The sequence below is a fragment of the Rhodoferax sp. RT5P35 genome, assembly GCF_056521385.1.
Map to the genome: position 1 here is coordinate 134815 of NZ_JBWMAX010000005.1, position 19136 is coordinate 153950.

The 19136-nt window shown below is 61.2% G+C and carries 21 protein-coding genes and 1 tRNA gene; 6 read left to right on the plus strand and 16 right to left on the minus strand.

Translation table 11 applies throughout. From position 1 onward, the window contains the following. Positions 1-9: 9 nt before the first annotated feature. From AC097L_RS09215 to ureE, 8 genes are all read right to left on the minus strand, one after another. On the minus strand, positions 10-1395 hold the full coding sequence (locus AC097L_RS09215) for an ABC transporter ATP-binding protein (protein ID WP_479586031.1): 1386 nt from the start codon (positions 1393-1395) through the stop codon (positions 10-12). Further along, on the minus strand, positions 1385-2218 hold the full coding sequence (locus tag AC097L_RS09220) for an ABC transporter permease (protein WP_479586032.1): 834 nt from the start codon (positions 2216-2218) through the stop codon (positions 1385-1387). Before AC097L_RS09220 ends, AC097L_RS09215 begins: the two co-directional genes overlap by 11 nt. A gap of 300 nt (positions 2219-2518) precedes the next feature. Next, a tRNA-Ser gene (locus tag AC097L_RS09225) sits at positions 2519-2606 on the minus strand. Positions 2607-2660: 54 nt separating this feature from the next. Then, entirely contained in the window at positions 2661-3026 is a 366-nt protein-coding gene (locus AC097L_RS09230; RefSeq protein ID WP_479586033.1) for a 6-carboxytetrahydropterin synthase, read from the minus strand. Between the two features lie 3 nt (positions 3027-3029). Continuing rightward, positions 3030-3668, minus strand: coding sequence for a 7-carboxy-7-deazaguanine synthase (gene queE / locus AC097L_RS09235; RefSeq protein WP_479586034.1), 639 nt, complete (start codon positions 3666-3668; stop codon positions 3030-3032). Positions 3669-3729: 61 nt separating this feature from the next. Further along, positions 3730-4386 (minus strand): urease accessory protein UreG, encoded by a 657-nt coding sequence (gene ureG / locus AC097L_RS09240; RefSeq protein ID WP_479586035.1) that lies wholly within the window; start codon positions 4384-4386, stop codon positions 3730-3732. A 48-nt stretch (positions 4387-4434) separates the two neighbouring features. After that, on the minus strand, positions 4435-5223 hold the full coding sequence (locus AC097L_RS09245; RefSeq protein ID WP_479586335.1) for an urease accessory protein UreF: 789 nt from the start codon (positions 5221-5223) through the stop codon (positions 4435-4437). Next, positions 5201-5776, minus strand: a complete 576-nt coding sequence (ureE, locus tag AC097L_RS09250; RefSeq protein ID WP_479586036.1) for an urease accessory protein UreE — start codon at positions 5774-5776, stop codon at positions 5201-5203. The genes AC097L_RS09245 and ureE overlap by 23 nt, the downstream gene beginning before the upstream one ends. A gap of 67 nt (positions 5777-5843) precedes the next feature. Here ureE and AC097L_RS09255 point away from each other — a divergent pair, with 67 nt between their 5' ends. Continuing rightward, the gene (locus tag AC097L_RS09255; protein WP_479586037.1) at positions 5844-6068 is read left to right on the plus strand and encodes an AbrB/MazE/SpoVT family DNA-binding domain-containing protein; all 225 of its coding nucleotides are present in this window, start codon (positions 5844-5846) and stop codon (positions 6066-6068) included. Continuing rightward, positions 6065-6451 (plus strand): type II toxin-antitoxin system death-on-curing family toxin, encoded by a 387-nt coding sequence (locus tag AC097L_RS09260; RefSeq protein ID WP_479586038.1) that lies wholly within the window; start codon positions 6065-6067, stop codon positions 6449-6451. Before AC097L_RS09255 ends, AC097L_RS09260 begins: the two co-directional genes overlap by 4 nt. An 18-nt stretch (positions 6452-6469) precedes the next feature. Here AC097L_RS09260 and ureC read toward each other — a convergent pair whose 3' ends face one another. From ureC to AC097L_RS09280, 4 genes are read right to left on the minus strand one after another with little or no spacing between them, the layout of a single operon-like run. Then, a complete protein-coding gene (gene ureC / locus AC097L_RS09265) occupies positions 6470-8188 on the minus strand; it encodes an urease subunit alpha (RefSeq protein ID WP_479586039.1) in 1719 nt (572 codons plus the stop codon). After that, positions 8188-8493: an urease subunit beta gene (locus tag AC097L_RS09270; RefSeq protein WP_479586040.1), complete on the minus strand. Its 306-nt coding sequence runs from the start codon at positions 8491-8493 to the stop codon at positions 8188-8190. Before AC097L_RS09270 ends, ureC begins: the two co-directional genes overlap by 1 nt. Further along, positions 8490-8675 carry a hypothetical protein gene (locus AC097L_RS09275; RefSeq protein WP_479586041.1) on the minus strand — a complete coding sequence of 62 codons (186 nt, stop codon included), beginning with the start codon at positions 8673-8675 and terminating at the stop codon, positions 8490-8492. The genes AC097L_RS09270 and AC097L_RS09275 overlap by 4 nt, the downstream gene beginning before the upstream one ends. 7 nt (positions 8676-8682) lie before the next feature. Beyond that, positions 8683-8985, minus strand: a complete 303-nt coding sequence (locus tag AC097L_RS09280) for an urease subunit gamma (RefSeq protein ID WP_295954086.1) — start codon at positions 8983-8985, stop codon at positions 8683-8685. A gap of 88 nt (positions 8986-9073) precedes the next feature. Here AC097L_RS09280 and AC097L_RS09285 point away from each other — a divergent pair, with 88 nt between their 5' ends. Genes AC097L_RS09285 through AC097L_RS09295 form a run of 3 tightly spaced genes read left to right on the plus strand, consistent with a single transcriptional unit; the run spans position 9074 to position 14281 of the window. Further along, entirely contained in the window at positions 9074-12643 is a 3570-nt protein-coding gene (locus AC097L_RS09285) for an ATP-binding protein (protein ID WP_479586042.1), read from the plus strand. Further along, positions 12633-13646, plus strand: coding sequence for a response regulator (locus AC097L_RS09290; protein ID WP_479586043.1), 1014 nt, complete (start codon positions 12633-12635; stop codon positions 13644-13646). Before AC097L_RS09285 ends, AC097L_RS09290 begins: the two co-directional genes overlap by 11 nt. A 5-nt stretch (positions 13647-13651) precedes the next feature. Further along, a complete protein-coding gene (locus tag AC097L_RS09295) occupies positions 13652-14281 on the plus strand; it encodes a flavin reductase family protein (RefSeq protein ID WP_479586044.1) in 630 nt (209 codons plus the stop codon). A 48-nt stretch (positions 14282-14329) separates the two neighbouring features. Here AC097L_RS09295 and AC097L_RS09300 read toward each other — a convergent pair whose 3' ends face one another. Beyond that, positions 14330-15256, minus strand: coding sequence for a LysR family transcriptional regulator (locus AC097L_RS09300; RefSeq protein WP_479586045.1), 927 nt, complete (start codon positions 15254-15256; stop codon positions 14330-14332). A 104-nt stretch (positions 15257-15360) separates the two neighbouring features. On the opposite strand from AC097L_RS09300, the gene AC097L_RS09305 reads away from it, so the two are divergent. After that, positions 15361-16239, plus strand: coding sequence for an aldo/keto reductase family oxidoreductase (locus AC097L_RS09305; RefSeq protein WP_479586046.1), 879 nt, complete (start codon positions 15361-15363; stop codon positions 16237-16239). 76 nt (positions 16240-16315) lie between these two features. On the opposite strand, the gene AC097L_RS09310 is transcribed toward AC097L_RS09305, so the two are convergent. The 3 genes from AC097L_RS09310 to AC097L_RS09320 all read right to left on the minus strand — a co-directional run bounded on the left by AC097L_RS09310 (position 16316) and on the right by AC097L_RS09320 (position 19060). Beyond that, positions 16316-16921 (minus strand): hypothetical protein, encoded by a 606-nt coding sequence (locus AC097L_RS09310; protein WP_479586047.1) that lies wholly within the window; start codon positions 16919-16921, stop codon positions 16316-16318. Between the two features lie 156 nt (positions 16922-17077). Next, on the minus strand, positions 17078-17800 hold the full coding sequence (locus tag AC097L_RS09315) for a YebC/PmpR family DNA-binding transcriptional regulator (protein WP_479586048.1): 723 nt from the start codon (positions 17798-17800) through the stop codon (positions 17078-17080). 84 nt (positions 17801-17884) lie between these two features. Beyond that, positions 17885-19060 carry an MFS transporter gene (locus tag AC097L_RS09320; RefSeq protein ID WP_479586049.1) on the minus strand — a complete coding sequence of 392 codons (1176 nt, stop codon included), beginning with the start codon at positions 19058-19060 and terminating at the stop codon, positions 17885-17887. Positions 19061-19136 lie beyond the last annotated feature (76 nt).

Consider the following 19136-nt stretch of genomic DNA (forward strand, 5'->3'; position numbering starts at 1 on the left):
AATATAATATCAGGCAAGCGCAATATGATCAGTTGACACCGAAAATACACCTGCTTTTTTTATTTGAATTTCCATTTGCTTCCACACTAGCCCGGGGAAAATATTGTGAGCGTCACTGCCAAAACTACTCTGAAAGGTAATGGCATTTTCAACAACATCAATATATTCATGTGCCAAATTTCGCTCAACCATATTTTCCATACCCAACGTAAGTGTGTAGGTGCCTTGTGCCAACACATTTTCACCGGAAATTTCCACGATGAAAGCCTGGCCGGCTGGCAGACTAGGGACATGACAATTTCGGTAGTTGGTGGTCATAGAGCTGATGACTTGATTGCCTTTTAGGTCTCGAAAAGAAAACCCAAAAACCGGCTGCTCTATATAGGTTTCAGCAAAAACCGAGAACCTGATGAAAAATTTCTCGTGCAGTTGCAACGTCTCAAATGGCTTTCCCTGTTCATTCAAGAAAAACACATTTCTAATATAGGCTCGACCATCTCCATAGCGACGCCAACCTTTGGCGAATGAGATATGCGGCTTCATAGAAAGCAACGGATCTTCGAGCTTGGCGTTTTCAGTTGCCACGTGCTCGTTCGTTGCTGGACGCACTTTAGCCAGGTGGCTATTGATCGTTAAATGCGCTTCCGCTACATAATTTCCAATAATTTGTTCTGGATCGCCGAAAGCCTTGGACTTCCCAGCATCCAGCCACAAAACCTTTTGGCAAAGGTTTCGCACACTAGAAGTATCGTGGCTCACAAACAAAACAGTAGCTCCGTCGTCCATAAGACGCTTCAACGCCATCATGCATTTTGCCTGGAATGCAATATCCCCCACCGCCAATGCCTCGTCAACGATCAGCACATCAGCATCCACGTGGATTACCACAGCAAAGGCCAAACGGACGTACATGCCCGATGAATACGTTTTTACTGGTTGATCCAGAAAATCACCAATATCGGCAAAATCGGTGATGTCATCAAAGCGCGCCGCTATTTCTTCAGAACTCAGCCCGAGAACTCCGGCATACATCTGAATATTCTCACGACCGGTAAATTCACCGTTAAAACCAGCGCCCAGTTCCAGCAGAGCCGCGACGCGCCCATTTAGCTCAATTGATCCACTCGTTGGCGTCAATGTTCCACAAATTATTTGCAGTAGGGTTGATTTGCCGGCACCATTGCGCCCAATAATTCCTACTGTTTGGCCTTTTTTGATTTCAAACGATAAATCCTTGATTGCCCAAAATTCGCGAAAATACTGCTTCACCAAGCGACCGATTAGGGCCTGCAAGAGGGGTAGAAGAAATTGTTTTAGTCGATCCCTTGGCGTGTTATAAATTTCGTAACATTTACTAAGATTTTTAACGCGAATCACAATATTGTTAGAGGACATCCGCAAAGCCCTTCTTGGTTTTTTGAAACCAAGCGTAGCCTGCCCAAGCTATCGCGGTAGCCGCGGCGGTGTACACACTTAAGCCCGCCCAGTCTGGCAGATGTCCCCAAATCAGCACTTCACGTGCCTGCTCGATTATGAATGTCAGAGGATTGGCCATGATGTATGGCCTAAATCGCTCCGGAACAGCGGATACCGGAAAAAATACAGGCGAGAGGAACATCAGAATGGTCGTAAATACACCGATAGTTTGGCCAATATCACGCAAAAATACACCTAAAGATGCAAGCATCCAGGCAATACCAGTGGCTAGGATTACGAGGGGAAGTAGCACAAACGGGGTTAAAGCTGCGGTCCAGTGCACGTAGCCGTTGAAAATGGCAAATGCTAGGAGCAATACGCCGAGGCTTACCAAGCTATGAAACAAGGCAGCTCCTGTTGCGACAACGGGCAAAATTTCTACGGGGAAAACTACTTTTTTGACGTAGTTGACGTTGCCCACTATTAAGCCAGGAGCGCGATTCAAGACTTCGTTGAACAAGTTCAACACAATCATGCCTACAAATAGAACTAATGCGAATTGAGTTTTACTGTCATTTCCGCCAGCGCCACCCCAGCGAGATTTAAAGATTTCAGAAAATACGAAGGTATAAACCACTAGCATGAATACTGGATTGAAAAATGACCATGCCATTCCAAAGATGGAGCCTTTATATCGTCCTACCACTTCGCGTTGTGTTATTTGCAAAATAAGCTGATGATTACGCCAAAGGCAGCGACCTAAAGACCCGAGAGATGTTGGATGTTCGGCATGCGGATTCATTGTTTAAATTTCTCAACCCATGTAAGCATTAAGCTGCATGCTGGGTTAAGAATAAAAATTTTAAGGTTAAATTATTGAATAAGTGGAGCTCAATGCCACGAATTTATTTTTAGAAATTTGAATTCACCATGTAACTGCACTATTTTTGTGTCAGTTTTCTAAATCTTGTGGGTAATTTACTATTAATATTTATTAAACCCTTGCTTTGCGTTAGTTAGCTGGGTTCGCTTTATGTCAGAGTTGAACATATCAGCCGAATTAGATATGAGCTCTTCGTACCTTGTACTGCATCATTAAATTTGGCGGAAGCGGTGAGATTCGAACTCACGGATAGTTTCCCATCGCCGGTTTTCAAGACCGGTGCAATCGACCACTCTGCCACGCTTCCAAGCCTTCCATTCTAACCTTGGTATTTACACCTAGGTTACAAAACGTACACCATTTAGAGGATGTCTAAAACGCAGGAATCGCCTAGTGCATCGCGCCATACGCGGACACGGCTTACGGGGGGGCGCACGTCGGCTAGCTGTGTTGCGATAAAAATACACAGGTTCTCCAGTGTGGGGGTACCCAGATCGGGCACTTCGTCCAGCAGGTGGTGGTCGAGTTGTTCGCGTACGGCTTCCAGGCGCAGGCGCAGAAAGCCCAGGTCGAGGACCATGCCGTTGGCGGGGTCGCGGGGGCCGCTGACGCTGACTTCTGCGTGGTAGGTGTGGCCGTGTATGCGGCGGCTGCCTGCGGCTTCGATCTCGCGTTGCAGGGTGTGGGCCGCGTCAAAGTAGAAGCGTTGGCTGATGGTGTACTGCATGGTTTACCGGATATGCGTGATTTTGTGGGTCTGCAAGCTGAGTCGCCAGCCGGGGTGTTGCATGCAGGTGTCAATGCACAGGGCGATGTGGGCTGCTTGGTGGGGGCCGTCCATGGCCTGCAAAAAGCGGTGGGTAAATTGTCCGGTGCTGGCCAATGTGGCAAGGTCCAGGCCGGGCTGAGGCCAGACTACTTTGAGTTCCTGGCCTTGCTGTTGAATCCAGGGCGCGCCTGCTTTGGGACTAATGCACAGCCAGTCTATACCCTCGGGGGCGCGTACTGTGCCGTTGCTTTCCACGGCAATGCGAAAGCCGCGTGCATGCAGGGCTTTGATGAGGGCGGGGTCTACTTGCAGCAGGGGTTCACCGCCCGTCAGTACCGTGAGCCGGTTTTGGCTGTCGCCTGCGGGCCATTGGGCGGCGATTTGCTCGGCCAGGGCTTCTGCATCGGCAAATTTGCCGCCCAAGGTGCCGTCGGTACCCACAAAGTCGGTATCGCAAAAACGGCAGACGGCGGTGGCGCGGTCGCTTTCGCGGCCGGTCCAAAGGTTGCAACCCGCGAAGCGGCAGAACACGGCGGGGCTGCCTGCCTGGCCGCCTTCGCCTTGCAGGGTGTAGAAAATTTCTTTGACGCTATAGGTCATGGGACAACGGTCATAGGGAAACGCCGTTGCATACGGCGTGGAGCTGGCTAAGCCCTTGATTTTACGGGGCCAGCATTCCCTTGGTTTCGATGAAGGCGACCACCTCGGACAGCCCGGCCAGGGTTTTCAGATTGGTCATCACAAAAGGCTTGAGGCCCTGGGCGTTGGTGCGCATGCGGCGGGTGTCGGATTCCATCACGTCCAGGTTGGCACCCACGTGTGGGGCCAGGTCGGTTTTGTTGATGACGAACAAGTCGCTCTTGGTGATGCCGGGGCCGCCTTTACGGGGAATTTTTTCGCCCGCGGCCACGTCGATCACGTAGATGGTGAGGTCGCTGAGTTCGGGGCTGAAGGTGGCGGCCAGATTGTCCCCGCCGCTCTCAATAAACACGATGTCGGCATTGGGGTGCTCAACCAGCATGCGGTCAATGGCTTCCAGGTTGATGGAGCAGTCTTCGCGGATGGCGGTGTGCGGGCAGCCGCCCGTCTCCACGCCCATGATGCGCTCGGCGGGCAGGGCACCGCTGACCGTCAGGATGCGCTGGTCTTCCTTGGTGTAGATATCGTTGGTGATGGCCACCAGGTCGTATTTATCACGCATGGCTTTGCACAGCATTTCCAGCAGCGTGGTTTTGCCGGAACCCACCGGGCCGCCGATACCGACGCGCAGGGGAGGGAGTTTTTTGGTGCGGTTGGCGATGTGGTGCAGAGTGGACATGGTGTTTTGCTATTAAAAAAAGAGCTGCTTGTGCTTATGGAATAAGCGCTAGGACCTGAAAAGCCTTGAATATTGCACTTCATGCTGGCTGCTCAGAATGGCCAGCATGGGCGAAAACGCTTGGCGCTGGGTGTCGGGCAGCTGGGTGGCGCGGTCTACCGCGGCGGGAATGTCGGCGGCCAGGCGCGCCAGGATGCGCTGCCCGGCGCATTGGCCCAGCGGTACCGATTTGATGGCCGACTGCGTCATGTTTTCGGCCCAGCCAAAGGCGTAGGCCAGCAGGCAGTCGCGCAGCGGAGCCTGGGTGGCGGCAGCGGCCAGGGCGTAGGCGACGGGGTAGGTGGGCTGCATCTGGGCGCAGGCCGCTATCTGCGTAGGTGTGGCGGTGTGGTGATTGCGCAGCCATTCCAGCAGGGAGCGGCCCATCTGCTCGGCCTGGGCGCGCAGTTCGCTGGTTTCGCGGGTCTGCAATACCCAGGCGTTGAGCTCGGCTACATGGGCCAGATCGCTACGCCGCCAGGCAGGAATGGCTTTGGCGATGGCGGCCAAGTCACCCCGGGCCAGCGCCAGGTGCAGTTGGTCGATCAGCCAGTTGGATGCTGCGCTTTCTGTAGCTACTCCTGCTCTATCTACAGCCGCTTCCAGTCCTTCAGAGTAAGAAAATCCGCCTACCGGCAGGGCCGGCGATGCCAGCCAGATCAGCTGTAGCAGGCTGGGCGTGGCCGATTCTGGCGGACTGGCGGCGTGGCTCGTTATGGCGGGGCGGCGGCGGACCGGTGGCACCAGCGGGCGGACTCTGCGCACAGTGGTGGGCTTAGTGGGAATGGCCGTGCCCATGGTCGTGCCCGCAGCCAGGACCGTGGACATGGGAGGCGGCTGCAATCGGAATGGTCACGGGTTTCGGTGCTGCATGGCTATGGTCGCCATGGCTGTGTCCGCCCGCCGCATAGGCTCCGCCTTCGGGCTCAAATGCCACCGTGGCTTCCACCACCGTCAAATGCATGGCGCGCAGCATCTCGGCCAGCACGTGGTCGGGCTCGATCTTCAGGTGGTCAGGCTGTAATTCGATTGGCACATGGCGGTTACCCAGGTGGTAGGCGGCGCGGGTCAGGTCGAAAGGTGTGCCGTGTCCGTGGATGGTAATGACCAGCACCGGCTGGGAGGCCGCCACCACCTGGACCAAGGAGCCGTCTTCCACCACCAGCACGTCGCCACCACGCACCATTGTGCCGCGCGGCAGAAATACGCCGAGCTGGCGGCCCAGGGAGTCGGTGGCATCGAAGCGGCTTTTTTGCCGCACGTCCCAGTCCAGTTCGACAGTGCTGCCACGTTTGAGCAGGGCAGGGGCCAGGCCTTTGCCTTGGGGGATGAGTTTGGAGGTTTGGAGCATGGCGGGCTTGTATGGGGAGAGCGTATGAGGAATAATATAACAAACGTTATAACTTTAGGGGTTCGCTATGGCTGCACTCAAATTGACACAAATCGGCAACTCGGTGGGGGTGATCTTGCCTAAAGAACTGCTCACTTTGCTCAAGTTGGAGAAGGGTGACTCGGTATTTTGGACCGAGGCGGCGAACGGGGTGATGTTGACTCCGTACGATTTGGAGCTGGACGAACAGCTCAAGCTAGGGCGCGAATTCATGCACGATTACCGCGACACCTTCCGCCAGTTGGCCAAATGAGCGGCTGGCGGTGGGTGAGTCGGCAGGTGCTGCTGCTGCTGCATGACGAGGGTTTGGTAGAGCATGGAGGGGCACCCGGATTGCGCGACGAAGGTTTGTTCGATTCGGCTTTGGCACGTCCTTTGAATTTGGCTGCTTATGGCGAACGGGATGTCGCCAGCCGGGCTGCCGCTTATGGGGTGGGTTTGGCCAAAAATCACCCGTTTGTGGATGGCAACAAGCGGGTGGCGTTTTTGGCTGTGGGTTTGTTTTTGGCAACCAATGGCTACCGGCTCACTGCCAGCCAGGTCGATGCGACCTTGACTGTGCTGGCCGTCGCTGCGGGGGAGCTGAGCGACGAGGCTTTTGCGGATTGGATTCGTAGCCACATGCAGCCTCGCTAGTTGTTTTGAATTGGCCGCTTAAAAAAGAAAATACCGCTGCGACATCGGCAAGCTTACCGCCGCTTCACACGTCAGCAACACCCCATCCGCCCGCACGCTGTAAGTTTGCGCGTCAATTTCCATCTTCGGTAAATAGCTGTTGTGCACCATGTGCTGCTTGCGCACGGCGCGGATGTCTTTCACGGCGCTTAATGTTTTGGCCAGGCCGAAGCGTTCCTTGATGCCGCCGGTCAGACCGGCTTGCGACACAAAGGTCAGCGAGCCGCGTGCCAATGCCGTGCCGTACGCGCCGAACATGGGGCGGTAGTGCACCGGCTGGGGCGTGGGAATGCTGGCGTTGGGGTCGCCCATGGCGGCCATGGCGATGAAGCCGCCTTTCAGGATGAGTGCCGGTTTCACGCCAAAGAAGGCGGGTTTCCACACCACCAGGTCGGCCCATTTGCCCACCTCGACGCTGCCCACCTCGTGGCTGATGCCGTGGGCCAGCGCCGGGTTGATGGTGTACTTGGCCACGTAGCGCTTGGCGCGGAAGTTATCGTTGCGCGAAGAATCTTCTGGCAACGAGCCGCGCTGGGTCTTCATCTTGTGCGCCGTCTGCCAGGTACGCAGGATGACTTCGCCGACCCGGCCCATGGCCTGGCTGTCGCTGCTCATCATGCTGATCGCGCCCAGGTCGTGCAGCACGTCTTCGGCGGCAATGGTTTCCTTGCGGATGCGGCTTTCGGCGAAGGCCAGGTCTTCGGGAATGCTGGCGTCCAGGTGGTGGCAGACCATCAGCATGTCCACGTGCTCGTCCAGCGTGTTCACGGTGTACGGCATGGTGGGGTTGGTGCTGCTGGGCAAAAAGTTCGCTTCGCCCACGACCCGCAAGATGTCCGGCGCATGGCCTCCGCCCGCGCCTTCGGTGTGGAAGGCGCAGAGGCCTCGACCCTTGGTGGCGGCAATGGTGTTTTCGACGAAGCCGGACTCATTGAGCGTGTCGGAATGGATGGCGACCTGGGTGTCGGTGGCATCGGCCACATCCAGGCAGTTGCTGATGGCGGCCGGTGTGGTGCCCCAGTCTTCGTGTAATTTGAGGCCAATCACGCCTGCGCCGATCTGCTCGTGCAGCGCGGCAGGCAGGCTGGCGTTGCCCTTGCCCAGAAAGCCCAGGTTCATGGGGAAGGCGTCCGCCGCCTGTAGCATGCGCTCGATGTTCCAGGGGCCGGGCGTGCAGGTTGTGGCAAAGGTGCCGGTGGCCGGGCCGGTGCCGCCGCCCAGCATGGTGGTCACACCGCTGGCCAGGGCTTCCTCGATTTGCTGCGGGCAGATGAAGTGGATGTGGCTGTCGATGCCACCGGCGGTGACGATGTTGCCCTCGCAGCTGATGATCTCGGTGCCGGGGCCGATGATGATGTCCACGCCCGGTTGCACGTCGGGGTTGCCCGCCTTGCCTATGGCCACGATGCGGCCGTCCTTGAGGCCGATGTCGGCCTTGACGATGCCCCAGTGGTCCAGGATCAGCGCGTTGGTCATTACGCAGTCCACCGCGCCCTCGCTGTTCATGCGCTGGCTTTGTGCCATGCCATCGCGGATGGTCTTGCCGCCGCCGAACTTGACTTCTTCACCGTAGGCACCGGCCGCCAGGGTGAAGTCTTTTTCCACCTCGATCAGCAGGTCGGTGTCGGCCAGGCGGATCCGGTCGCCCACGGTAGGGCCAAATATTTCAGCGTAAGCGCGTCGTCCAATCGTTGCCATCAGAGTTTCCCTTGCACAAGTGCGCGAAATCCATACACCGTGCGGTCGCCCGCGTAATCCACCAGCTCCACCGTGCGCTGCTGGCCGGGCTCGAAGCGCACCGCGCTGCCCGACGCAATGTTCAGCCGCATGCCTTGGGCGGCGGCCCGGTCGAAGCCCAAAGCGCCATTGGTTTCGGCAAAGTGGTAATGGCTGCCGACCTGGATGGGCCGGTCTGCGGTGTTGCTGACCACCAGGGTGACGCTGCGCCGCCCGGTGTTTAGCGCATGTTCGCCATCGTCTACCAGCAGTTCGCCGGGGGTCATTTGCCGCCCCGGTCGCGCCACACGGCCCAGGCCGATACCCCCGCCAACGCTGCCAGCACGCAGTAACCCACGGCATCTGATGTGTGCCAGTGGCTGCTGCCCAGTCCGGGAATATCATGGCCAAATACGGCGCCCGCGCTTATCAGCACAGCACAAGCAGCTATCAATTTAGTAGTTTTCATGTTGGGCTCACAGAATGGGTTGGTGCACGGTGACCAGCTTGGTGCCGTCGGGGAAGGTGGCTTCTACCTGGATGTCGGGAATCATCTCGGCGATGCCATCCATCACGTCGGCGCGGGTCAGGATGTTGCGGCCTGCGCTCATCAGCTGGGCCACGCTCTGGCCGTCGCGCGCACCTTCCATCACCGCCGCGCTGATGAAGGCGATGGCTTCGGGGTAGTTCAGCTTCAGGCCCCGGGCTTTGCGCCGCTCGGCCAGCAGGGCGGCGGTGAAGATCAGCAGCTTGTCTTTCTCTCTCGGCGTAAGTTCCATGGAGGCTCGCTAAATGTGATGTTTGTCACGCATTATTAAGCAAGCGGTATGCCTTGGGCCTACGCCAAATGGCGCACAAGCTTGGTGCATGGCTGGGCACAAAAACTGCGAAGATCCCGCAGTGACCGATTCCGACCTGACCCCCCTGAACGACGCCCCCCAGCAGGTGGTGAAGATCCGGCGCGACTACAACAGCTGGGTGGCCAGCGAGACCCTGGAAGACTACGCCCTGCGCTTTGCCCCGCAGCGCTTTCGCAAGTGGTCCGAGTGGCGGGTGGCCAACACGGCGTTTGGTGCGGCATCGTTTTTGATCCTGGAGGCTGTGGGTGCCACCTTGCTGGTGCAGCACGGCTTTGTGAACGCCTTCTGGGCGATTGTGGCCACCGGGCTGATCATCTTTCTGGCCGGGCTGCCCATCAGCATCTATGCCGCCCGCTGCGGGGTGGACATGGATTTGCTCACCCGCGGCGCGGGTTTTGGCTACATCGGCTCCACGCTCACCTCGCTAATTTACGCGTCCTTCACCTTCATCTTCTTCGCACTGGAGGCCGCGGTGATGGCCTATGCGCTGGAGCTGTCGCTGGGTATACCGCCGCGTTGGGGTTATCTGGTGTGCGCGCTGGTGGTGATTCCGCTGGTCACGCACGGTGTGTCCATGATCAGCCGCCTGCAGGTCTGGACCCAGCCGCTGTGGCTGGTACTGCTGGTGGTGCCGTTTGCCTACGTGTGGATGCGCGAGCCCGGCGCGTTTGCCGGGGTGCTGCACTACGGTGGGGTGGCGGGGCACGCCGATACCTTTAACCTGCTGTCGTTTGGCGCGGCGCTCACCGTGGGTATTGCGCTCATCACCCAGATGGGCGAGCAGGCCGACTACCTGCGATTCATGCCCGCCTACACCCCGGCCACGCGCCGCCGCTGGTGGCTGGGCGTGTTGGCGGGCGGGCCGGGCTGGGTGCTGCTGGGCGTGCTGAAGATGCTAGGCGGCGCGCTGCTGGCCTACCTGGCCATCACCCATATGGTGCCGCCCGAGCGCGCGGTAGATCCCAACCAGATGTACCTGGCGGCCTACGAATATGTGTTTCCGCAGTACGGCTGGGCGGTGGCGGCCACGGCCTTGTTTGTGGTGCTGTCACAGCTCAAGATCAACGTCACCAATGCCTACGCCGGGTCGTTGGCCTGGTCCAACTTTTTTTCGCGCATCACGCACAGCCATCCGGGCCGGGTGGTGTGGGTGGTGTTCAACACGCTGATCGCCTTCATGCTGATGGAGATGAACGTGTTCGAGGCGCTGGGCGACGTGCTGGGGCTGTACTCCAACCTCGCCATTGCCTGGATCATGACGGTGGTGGCCGACCTGGTCATCAACAAGCCGTTGGGCCTGTCGCCGCCGGGCATCGAGTTCAAGCGCGCGTATTTGTTTGATATCAACCCCGTCGGCGTGGGCTCGATGGCGCTGGCCTCCACCTTGTCGATGCTGGCCTACCTGGGCCTGTTCGGGCCGATGGCGCAGGCGTTTTCAGCCCTGATCGCGCTGGGCACGGCCATGCTGGCTTCGCCCTTTTTGGCCTGGTGGACCAAGGGCCGTTACTACATCGCCAGGGGCCCGCAATCGGACTGGAAAGGCATCACCCAGCCGATGGCGGACGATAGCTACCAGCGCCTGCGCGTGCAACGCTGCGTGATTTGCGAGCGCGAATACGAAGCGCCCGACATGGCCCATTGCCCCGCCTACCAGGGCGCGATCTGCTCGCTGTGTTGCACGCTGGATGCGCGCTGTGGCGACTTGTGCAAGCCCCAGGCCAGCCTGAAAGTGCAGTGGGCCGCGGCCATGCGATGGCTGCTGCCGCAGCGTGCCTGGCCGTACCTGGAAACCGGTTTGGCGCACTTTATTTTGCTGATGCTGGTGGTGGTGCCGATTTTGGCCACGCTGTTTGGGTTGCTATACTTTCAAGAGCTACAGGCGCTGGTAAAGTATGCGCAAGAAGCTGATTTCGACCCCAGTTCTGCGCTGCGCTCGGGCTTCGTCAAAGCCTACATGGCCCTGGTGCTGATGGCCTGCATCGTGGCCTGGTGGTTTGTGCTGGCGCACAAAAGCCGCCAGGTGGCGCAAGAAGAATCCAACCGCCAAACCCACTTGCTGCAACGTGAAATCGCCTCGCATGCGCAAACCGACAAAGCCTTGCAAGCGGCTACCTTGGTGGCAGAGCAGGCCAGGGGGATTGCAGAGCAAGCCAAGCTCGCGGCCGACCATGCCAACCTGGCCAAAAGCCGCTACATCAGCGCCATCAGCCACGAACTGCGCACCCCGCTCAACAGCATCCTGGGCTACGCGCAGCTGATGGGCGAAGACACCGGTGTGCCACCGCACCGGCAGCAGGCCATCGGCGTGATCAAGCGCGGCGGCGAGCATTTGCTGTCGCTGATCGAAGGCACGCTGGACATCGCCCGCATCGAATCCGGCAAGCTCACCCTGACCACCCGGCCCATGTCGTTTGCCGACCTGCTGCACGAGATGGCCGAGATGTTCGAACCCCAGGCCCGTGCCAAGGGCCTGCAGTTCCACTTCGACCCGCAGGGCGTGCTGCCCGAGCAGGTGCGCGCCGACGAAAAGCGCCTGCGCCAGATCCTCATCAACCTGCTGGGCAACGCCATCAAGTTCACTGCCACGGGCCGCGTGCGCCTGCGCGCCCGCTACGCGCTGGAGATGGCCTTCATCGAGATCGAAGACACAGGGCCCGGCATGCATGCCAACGAGCTGGCCCAGGTGTTTGAGCCGTTTGAGCGTGGCACCTCCCAAACCACCAGCCCCGGCAGCGGCGGTGCCGGTCTGGGTCTGACCATCGCCAAAATGCTCACCGACTTGATGGGCGGCGAGATGACCGTGGTCAGCACGCCCGGCAGCGGCTCGGTGTTCCGCGTCAAGCTCTTCCTGCCCGAAATCCACGGTGCGGAGTTGAAAGTTGTACGCAGCACCGCCCCACGCCTGCGCCGTGCCTACCTGGGTCTACGCCGCAAGCTGCTGGTGGTCGACAACGAAGAACCCGACCGCGAACTGCTGGTGCAACTGCTGCAACCCTTGGGCTTCGAGGTGCGCACCGCCGCCAGCGGCCACGACGCGCTGGACCTGCTGGCCGCAGGCTACGCCCCCGATGCCGTGCTGATGGACCTGGCCATGCCGGGTATTGACGGCTGGGAAACCATACGACGCCTTCGGGCCGACGGCCACAGCACGACACACGTGGCGGTGGTATCTGCCAACGCCTTCGACAAAGGCCTGGACAACGATGTCGGCATCCGCACCGACGACTTCATCACCAAACCCGTGCGCCACAGCGAGTTGCTGGACTGGCTGGAGCGCCGCCTGCAACTCCAGTGGGTGGATGCGCCCGCTGTGGCCGCGCCGCCGCCGCCCCCGCCCGTGATGCGTGTCTGGCCCGACGCGGCCCGCCTGCAGGCGCTGCGCCAGGTGGCCGAACTGGGCTTTTACCGGGGTATCCTCAACCAGTTGGCCGCGCTGGAACAGGCGCAGCCCGCATGCCGCGGTTTGGCGCAGGAGGTGCGCACCCTGGCCCAACAATTCCAGTTTGAAGCCATCGGTCGCCTGCTGGCCCAGGCACCCGCCAGCCCCCCTAGTCCCGCTTCCAGCCATGCTCCCTGAACCCGAAGCCATACTCGACCGCAGCAACTCCGACGTGGTGCTCATCGTCGATGACGTACCCGACAACCTGGCCGTGCTGCACGATGCGCTGGACGAATCCGGCTACACCGTGCTGGTAGCTACGCGTGGCGAAACCGCCTTGCAGCGTGCCGCCCAGGCCTTGCCCGACATCGTGCTGCTCGACGCGATGATGCCCGGCATGGACGGCTTCGAGGTGGCCCGCCGTTTGAAGGCTAACCCGGCCACCGCCCACATCCCCATCATCTTTATGACCGGCCTGACCGAGACCGAGCACCTGGTGGCCGCGCTGGAGGCCGGTGGGGTGGACTATGTGACCAAGCCCATCAAGCCCAAAGAGGTGATGGCCCGCATGAACGTGCACCTGCAAAGCGCGCGCCGCGCCCGCCAGCAGGTCCACCAGGCCGGCCAGGCCCGCAACGCGCTGGACGCGTTCGGCTACGCCAGCATCACCGTGCGCGCCAGCGACGGTAAGTTGATGTGGCAAACCCCGCTGGCCCGGGATCTGCTGCGCGACTACTTTGGCACCAGTGCGCCCTTACCCCAGTTCGCGCCCAAGCTCGTGGTGGACTGGCTACAGCAGCACCTGCCCGCCGCCCAGCAGCAGATCGAACCCCCGCGCCTCAGCGTAGAGCAGGGCGCACGCCGCCTGAGCTTTCGCCTGCACCAGCAAACCGGTGACGATGACAATGGGAACGAAGGCGGAGGCGACTGGTTGATCGTCATGCGCGAAGTGTCCGACGCGGCGGTGATTGAGGCCATGAGCCTGAGCTTCAAGCTCACCACCCGCGAGGCCGAGGTGCTGTACTGGGTGGTCAAAGGCAAAACCAACCGCGACATCGGCGAGATTCTGGGCAGCAGCCCCGCCACCGCCAAGAAGCACCTGGAGCGCGTCTACGTGAAGATGGGGGTGGAGACCCGCACCGCCGCCGCCGGGGTCGCCATGACCAAGATCCGGCAACTCCATCCGCAGTTTGAAGGCTAAACCCCATGAATATCGACTTTGCCACCCTCACCGAATACCAGCGCTACAAGATGATGGCCAGCCTGATCGTGCCCAGACCGATTGCGCTGGTCACCACGCTGAGCGAGGGCGGGGTGGTCAACGCCGCACCGTTCAGCATGTTTGCCATGATGGGTGAGGAGCCGCCCATCGTGATGATCAGCCTGAACCGCCTCAAGGACGGCCAGCTCAAGGACACGGCCGCCAACATCAAGCGCAGCAAAGAGTTTGTGGTGCACATGTGCGACGAAGACCTGGCCGAGCAGATGCACCGCTGCGGCGAGCGCCTGCCGCCCGACCAGAGCGAACTGGAGGCCGTGGGCCTGACGACAGCGCCGTCCTGCGCCATCGCCCCGCCGCGCATTGCCGAGGCCCCGGTGGCGTTTGAATGCACGCTGTGGGAGCTGATAGAAACCGACAGCCGCCAGATATTCATCGGCAAAGTGCTGTGGATGCATGCACGCGACGAGCTGATCGACACTGCAACCTGGCGCGTGCGCCTGCAGCACTACCACCCGGTGGGCCGCTTCGGTGCCAGCTTTTACGTCAAAACCCGCGAGCGCTACGCGCTGGAAACACAGCTCCTGGAACGCTCCACACCGATTGACGAGATGTAAAGTTTTTAGGCCTCTAGCGCATATCCTGCCTACGCAAGTAGCTATTTTTTAGATAGCGAGTCGCCCGCATTGCCAGGGCGGCATGGCCTTGACGAAATCCACAAAGGCCCGCAGCGTGGCGGGCAGGAGGCGGCGGCCGGGGTAGTAGAGGAAGGGCCCTGAAAAGCGGGGCCACCAGGGTTCGAGTACGGGCTCCAGCTCCCCCCGCGCAAAGTAGGGCCGCAACCAGTCCTCGAACAAGTAGACGATGCCGGTGCCCGCCACAGCCACATCCACCGCCAGGTCGGCGGTCGCACCGATGCGCACCAGCAGCGGGCCGGTGGGCTGGATCTTGACGCTCTCGCCCTTGCGTTCAAACTCCCAGGCGGGGATGGCTCCGCTGGAGAACTGGCCGCGCAAACAGGCGTGGTCCAGCAGCTCGCGCGGGTGCTGGGGTCGGCCATGCTGCTGCAGGTAGCCGGGCGAGGCGGCGGCGGCAAAGCGCTGCTCGCGCGGGCCGATGGGGATAGCAATCATGTCCTGCTCCAGGCGCTCGTCGTAGCGTATGCCGGCATCGCAGCCCACCGCCAGCACATCGACGAAGCTGTCTTCGGCCACCACTTCGAGGCGGATGTCCGGATAGGCCGCCAGAAAGGCCGGCACGATGCGCGGTAGCACCAAACGCGAGGCGCTGACGGGCACGTTCAGCCGCAGCGTGCCCGCAGGCTTGTCACGAAAACTATTCACCAGATCGAGGGCCGCATCGACTTCTCGCAGCGCGGGTTCCAAACGGTCCAGCAGGCGCGCACCGGCTTCGGTCGGGGCGACGCTGCGCGTGGTGCGGTTCAGCAGGCGCACGCCGAGCTGGTTTTCCAGGCGGCGCACGGCTTCGCTCAGGCTGGATGCGCTGCTGCCTGTGGCGCGGCCCGCTTCGCGAAAACCGGCGGCGCTTGCTACGGCCAGAAATGCGTGGATATCGGCGAGGTTGCTAGCCATGGTGAATTGTTCGGTTTTCCGCACAGCCCGTGCGGAGTGAGGCGGATTGTCGCACGCTCAACGGCCGCCTACAGTCGCCCCATCAACCACCGAAAGAGCATTCCATGAGCACAAACCACACCGCCGCAGCAGGCACTTACCCCCTCGGCGACCGCAGCGTGCAACGCCTCGGCTATGGGGCCATGCAACTGGCGGGCAAGGGCGTTTTCGGCCCGCCCAAAGACCCACAAGCCGCGCTCGCGGTGTTGCGTGCGGCAGTCGATGCGGGCATCAACCACATCGACACCAGCGACTTCTACGGGCCGCACATCACCAACCAGCTGATCCGGCAGGCGCTGCACCCGTACCCGCACAATCTGGCGCTGGTCACCAAGATCGGTGCCGTGCGCGGCGCAGATGCCTCATGGATGCCGGCGTTTTCGGCCGCTGAGCTGCGCACCGCGGTGCACGACAACCTGCGCAACCTGGGCCTGGATGTGCTGGAGGTTGTGAACCTGCGCCTCATGTTCGATGTGCACGGCCCTGCCGAAGGCTCGCTGGAAGCCCCGCTGACGGCGCTGGCCGAGCTACAGCAGCAGGGGCTGGTGCGCCATATCGGCCTGAGCAATGCTACGCGCCAGCAGATCGCCGAGGGCCGCAGCATCGCCCGCATCGTCTGCGTGCAAAACCAGTACAACCTGGCGCAGCGCGGTGACGATCCGCTGATCGACGAGTTGGCCGCTGCGGGCATAGCCTACGTGCCTTTTTTCCCGTTGGGCGGCTTTTCGCCTTTGCAGTCGGACGTGCTGACCCGCGTGGCGGGCGAGCTGGGTGCCACGCCCATGCAGGTGGCGCTGGCCTGGCTGCTGCAGCGCGCGCCCAACATTCTGCTGATTCCCGGCACCTCGTCACTGGCGCATCTGCAGGAAAACCTGGCTGCCGCGAGTTTGGCATTGCCGCCGCAGGCACTGGCTGCGTTGGAGACTATCGGCACAGCGGCTTGAGGTCGTTACGTAACCCAGGGTTGTATGGCTCCCGTACTGATCCCACCAGCGCGAGCAGCTATTTTTTAGATAGCAATCAGCCTCCCACCAGGCTGCAATACGCCTTGCGGGTTTCGGGCGACACCGCGGCCACCAGTTGGGCGTAGGTGGTTTGGTGGCGGGCCATCATGCGGGCCGAGGCCACGGTTTTGGACTTGCAGAACCAGTGGCAGGTGTGCTGCATCAAAAACAGCTCGGCCGACATGGTGAAAGCCTTGTCTTTGGCCGACGTGCCGACAGCCATGTCGGCGGCGCGGGCAATGCCCTGGGCGTGGATGGCAAAGGCACGGCGCAGGTCGAAGGTGGCACTAGGGAACAGCGAGTCGGCATAGGGCAGGGCGATGGCGATTTTGCTGACACGGGTCTGCTCGGTACCGGCTTTGGCAAATTCGCTGGCAAAGCGTTTGAACTGCTCGGCCAGCTGGGCTTCGCTGGTGTTCAGCAGGGCCCAGATCTGTTCTTGACGGGTTGCGTCTTTTTCGCCCAGCGCCCGCAGGTAGCCCTGGGTCACGGTCTCCATCAGCTTTTCGATCTGGTACTGGCTGAGGTGGCTGCCCAGCGTGGCAATGCGCTGGCGCTGGTCGCGCGAGGTCAGCGCGTAGCTGCCGATGGCGATCAGGATCGCCAGGATGAGAAAGTCCATTGGGCTTGAGAGGTAGGGGCTAGCCTGCGGGCAGGCGAGAGGGGCCGAAGCTACGTGACTTCCAGAAACACCGCAGAACTGGCTTTGCCAGGCCGCTGGTGTTGCCCCCTGCAGGGGGTTGGCGAAAGACGCGTAGCGCTGCAGCCTGGGGGGGAATCAATTCAAGCCTGCATAAATGTTTTGCACGTCATCGTTCGCGTCGATGGCGGCCAGGAAGGCTTCGACTTCTTCCAGCTGCTCGGCACTCAGGCTGGTAGCGGCGATGGGGTTCTTGGCCTTGTAGCCCAGCTTGGCCGACAGCACGGTGAAACCGTGGGTAGGCAGGGCGCGGCTGACCAGGTCGAGGTCGGCGGGGTCGGTCAGGAAGGTGGTGCTGCCGTCTTCCTCGCCGGGTTCAAAGTCCTGCGCACCTGCTTCGATGGCGGCCAGCTCGGGGTCCGCGCTGTCCTTCCCATTTTGGGCAGCGGGCTCGGCTTCGATCATGCCGACGTGGTCAAAGTCCCAGGCCACCGAGCCGGACGTACCCAACTGCCCCTTGCGGAACAGCACGCGCATCTCAGGCGCGGTACGGTTGACGTTGTCGGTCAGGCACTCGACCATCAGCGGCACGCGGTGCGGGGCAAAGCCTTCGTAGATCACGTGCTCGAAGTTGACGGCTTCGCCGGTCAGGCCTGCGCCTTTTTTGATGGCCCGGTCCAGCGTGTCCTTGGGCATGGAGACCTTGCGGGCTTGCTCTACCAGCAGCCGCAGCCGGGCATTGGCGGCCGGGTCGGCCCCGCTGCGCGCCGCGATCATGATGTCTTTGGACAATTTGCCAAACACGCGGCCCCTGGCGTTGGCTGCCAGTTCTTTGCCTTTAGCTTTCCATTGCGCGCCCATGCTGATCTTTCTGTGGTTGCTCGCCCCGGCATGCCGATAGCGGTGATTGAAGGGCGTTGGTTATAACACCCCGCAGCAGCGAAATCAGGCACGGGCCAAGTTATGGGTTCGTTTGGGGCTGCGGCCATCCAGCCGCGCGCTGTACAGCGTCAAGGCCAGCGCGCCCAGTGTGACCCCGGCGGCCAGCAAGGGCAGGGTGCGCAGCGACCAGCCTGCGGCGATGGCGCTGCCGCCCAGCCAGGCCCCCAGGGCGTTGCCGAGGTTGAAGGCGCCGATGTTCAACGTCGATGCCAGGCTGGGCGCATCCCCGGCCTGCGACACCACCCGCACCTGCAAGGGCGCGCCGGTGGCGAACGACACCACGCCCCACAGCACCAGGGTGGCCACGGCGGGCCAGACCCACTGGCTGGTGACGAAGAACGCGGCCAGCACCACGGCGATGGCCGCAAAGATGCACATCAGCGACGGCATCAGCCGCCAGTCGGCCAGCCGCCCGCCCAGCAGGTTGCCGATGGTCAGGCCCACGCCGCACAGCAGCAGCACGTAGCTGACGTTTTGCGGGGCGATGCCGGTCACGTCGCGCAGGATGGGCGTGATGTAGGTAAACACGGTGAACATGCTGGCCGATGCCAACATGCTCATGCCCAGCGCCAGCCACACCTGTTTGTGGCGCAGCACGCGGAACTCGCCTAAAGCGCTGCCGCTCAGCATCTGGCGCAGCGCAGGCACCCAGCGCAGCACGGCGGCCATGGCCAGCACGCCGATTACCGACACCGCCCAAAAGGTACTGCGCCAGCCGGTTTGCTGCCCCAGCAGCGTACCCAGCGGCACGCCCAGCACATTGGCCAACGTCAGGCCCGCAAACATCATCGACATGGCCTGGGCGCGCTTCTCCGGTGCGACCACCTGGGTGGCCACCACTGCGCCAATGCCGAAGAAGGCCGCGTGGCAAAACGAGGTCAGCACCCGCGCCACCATCAGCCAGCCGTAGCTGGGGGCCAGCGCGCAGCCGATGTTGCCCACCACAAACAAGGCCATCAGCCAGGCCAGCGTGGTCTTGCGCGGCATCTTGGCCGTGGCCACGGCCAGTACCGGGCCACCCACCGCCACGCCCAAGGCGTAGGCCGACACCAGCATGCCCGCAGCGGGAATGGTCACGCCCAGGTCGGTGGCGACTTCGGGCAGCAAGCCCATGATGGCGAATTCGGTGGTGCCAATGCCAAAAGCGGCAACGGCCAGGGCCAGCAAGGGGAGATTCATAAGAGTGAGGGGGGGCTGGGCCGCAGAGCGCGGCGGGGATGAAGGTACGGGTAAGTCCGAAGATTCTAGGGGGATT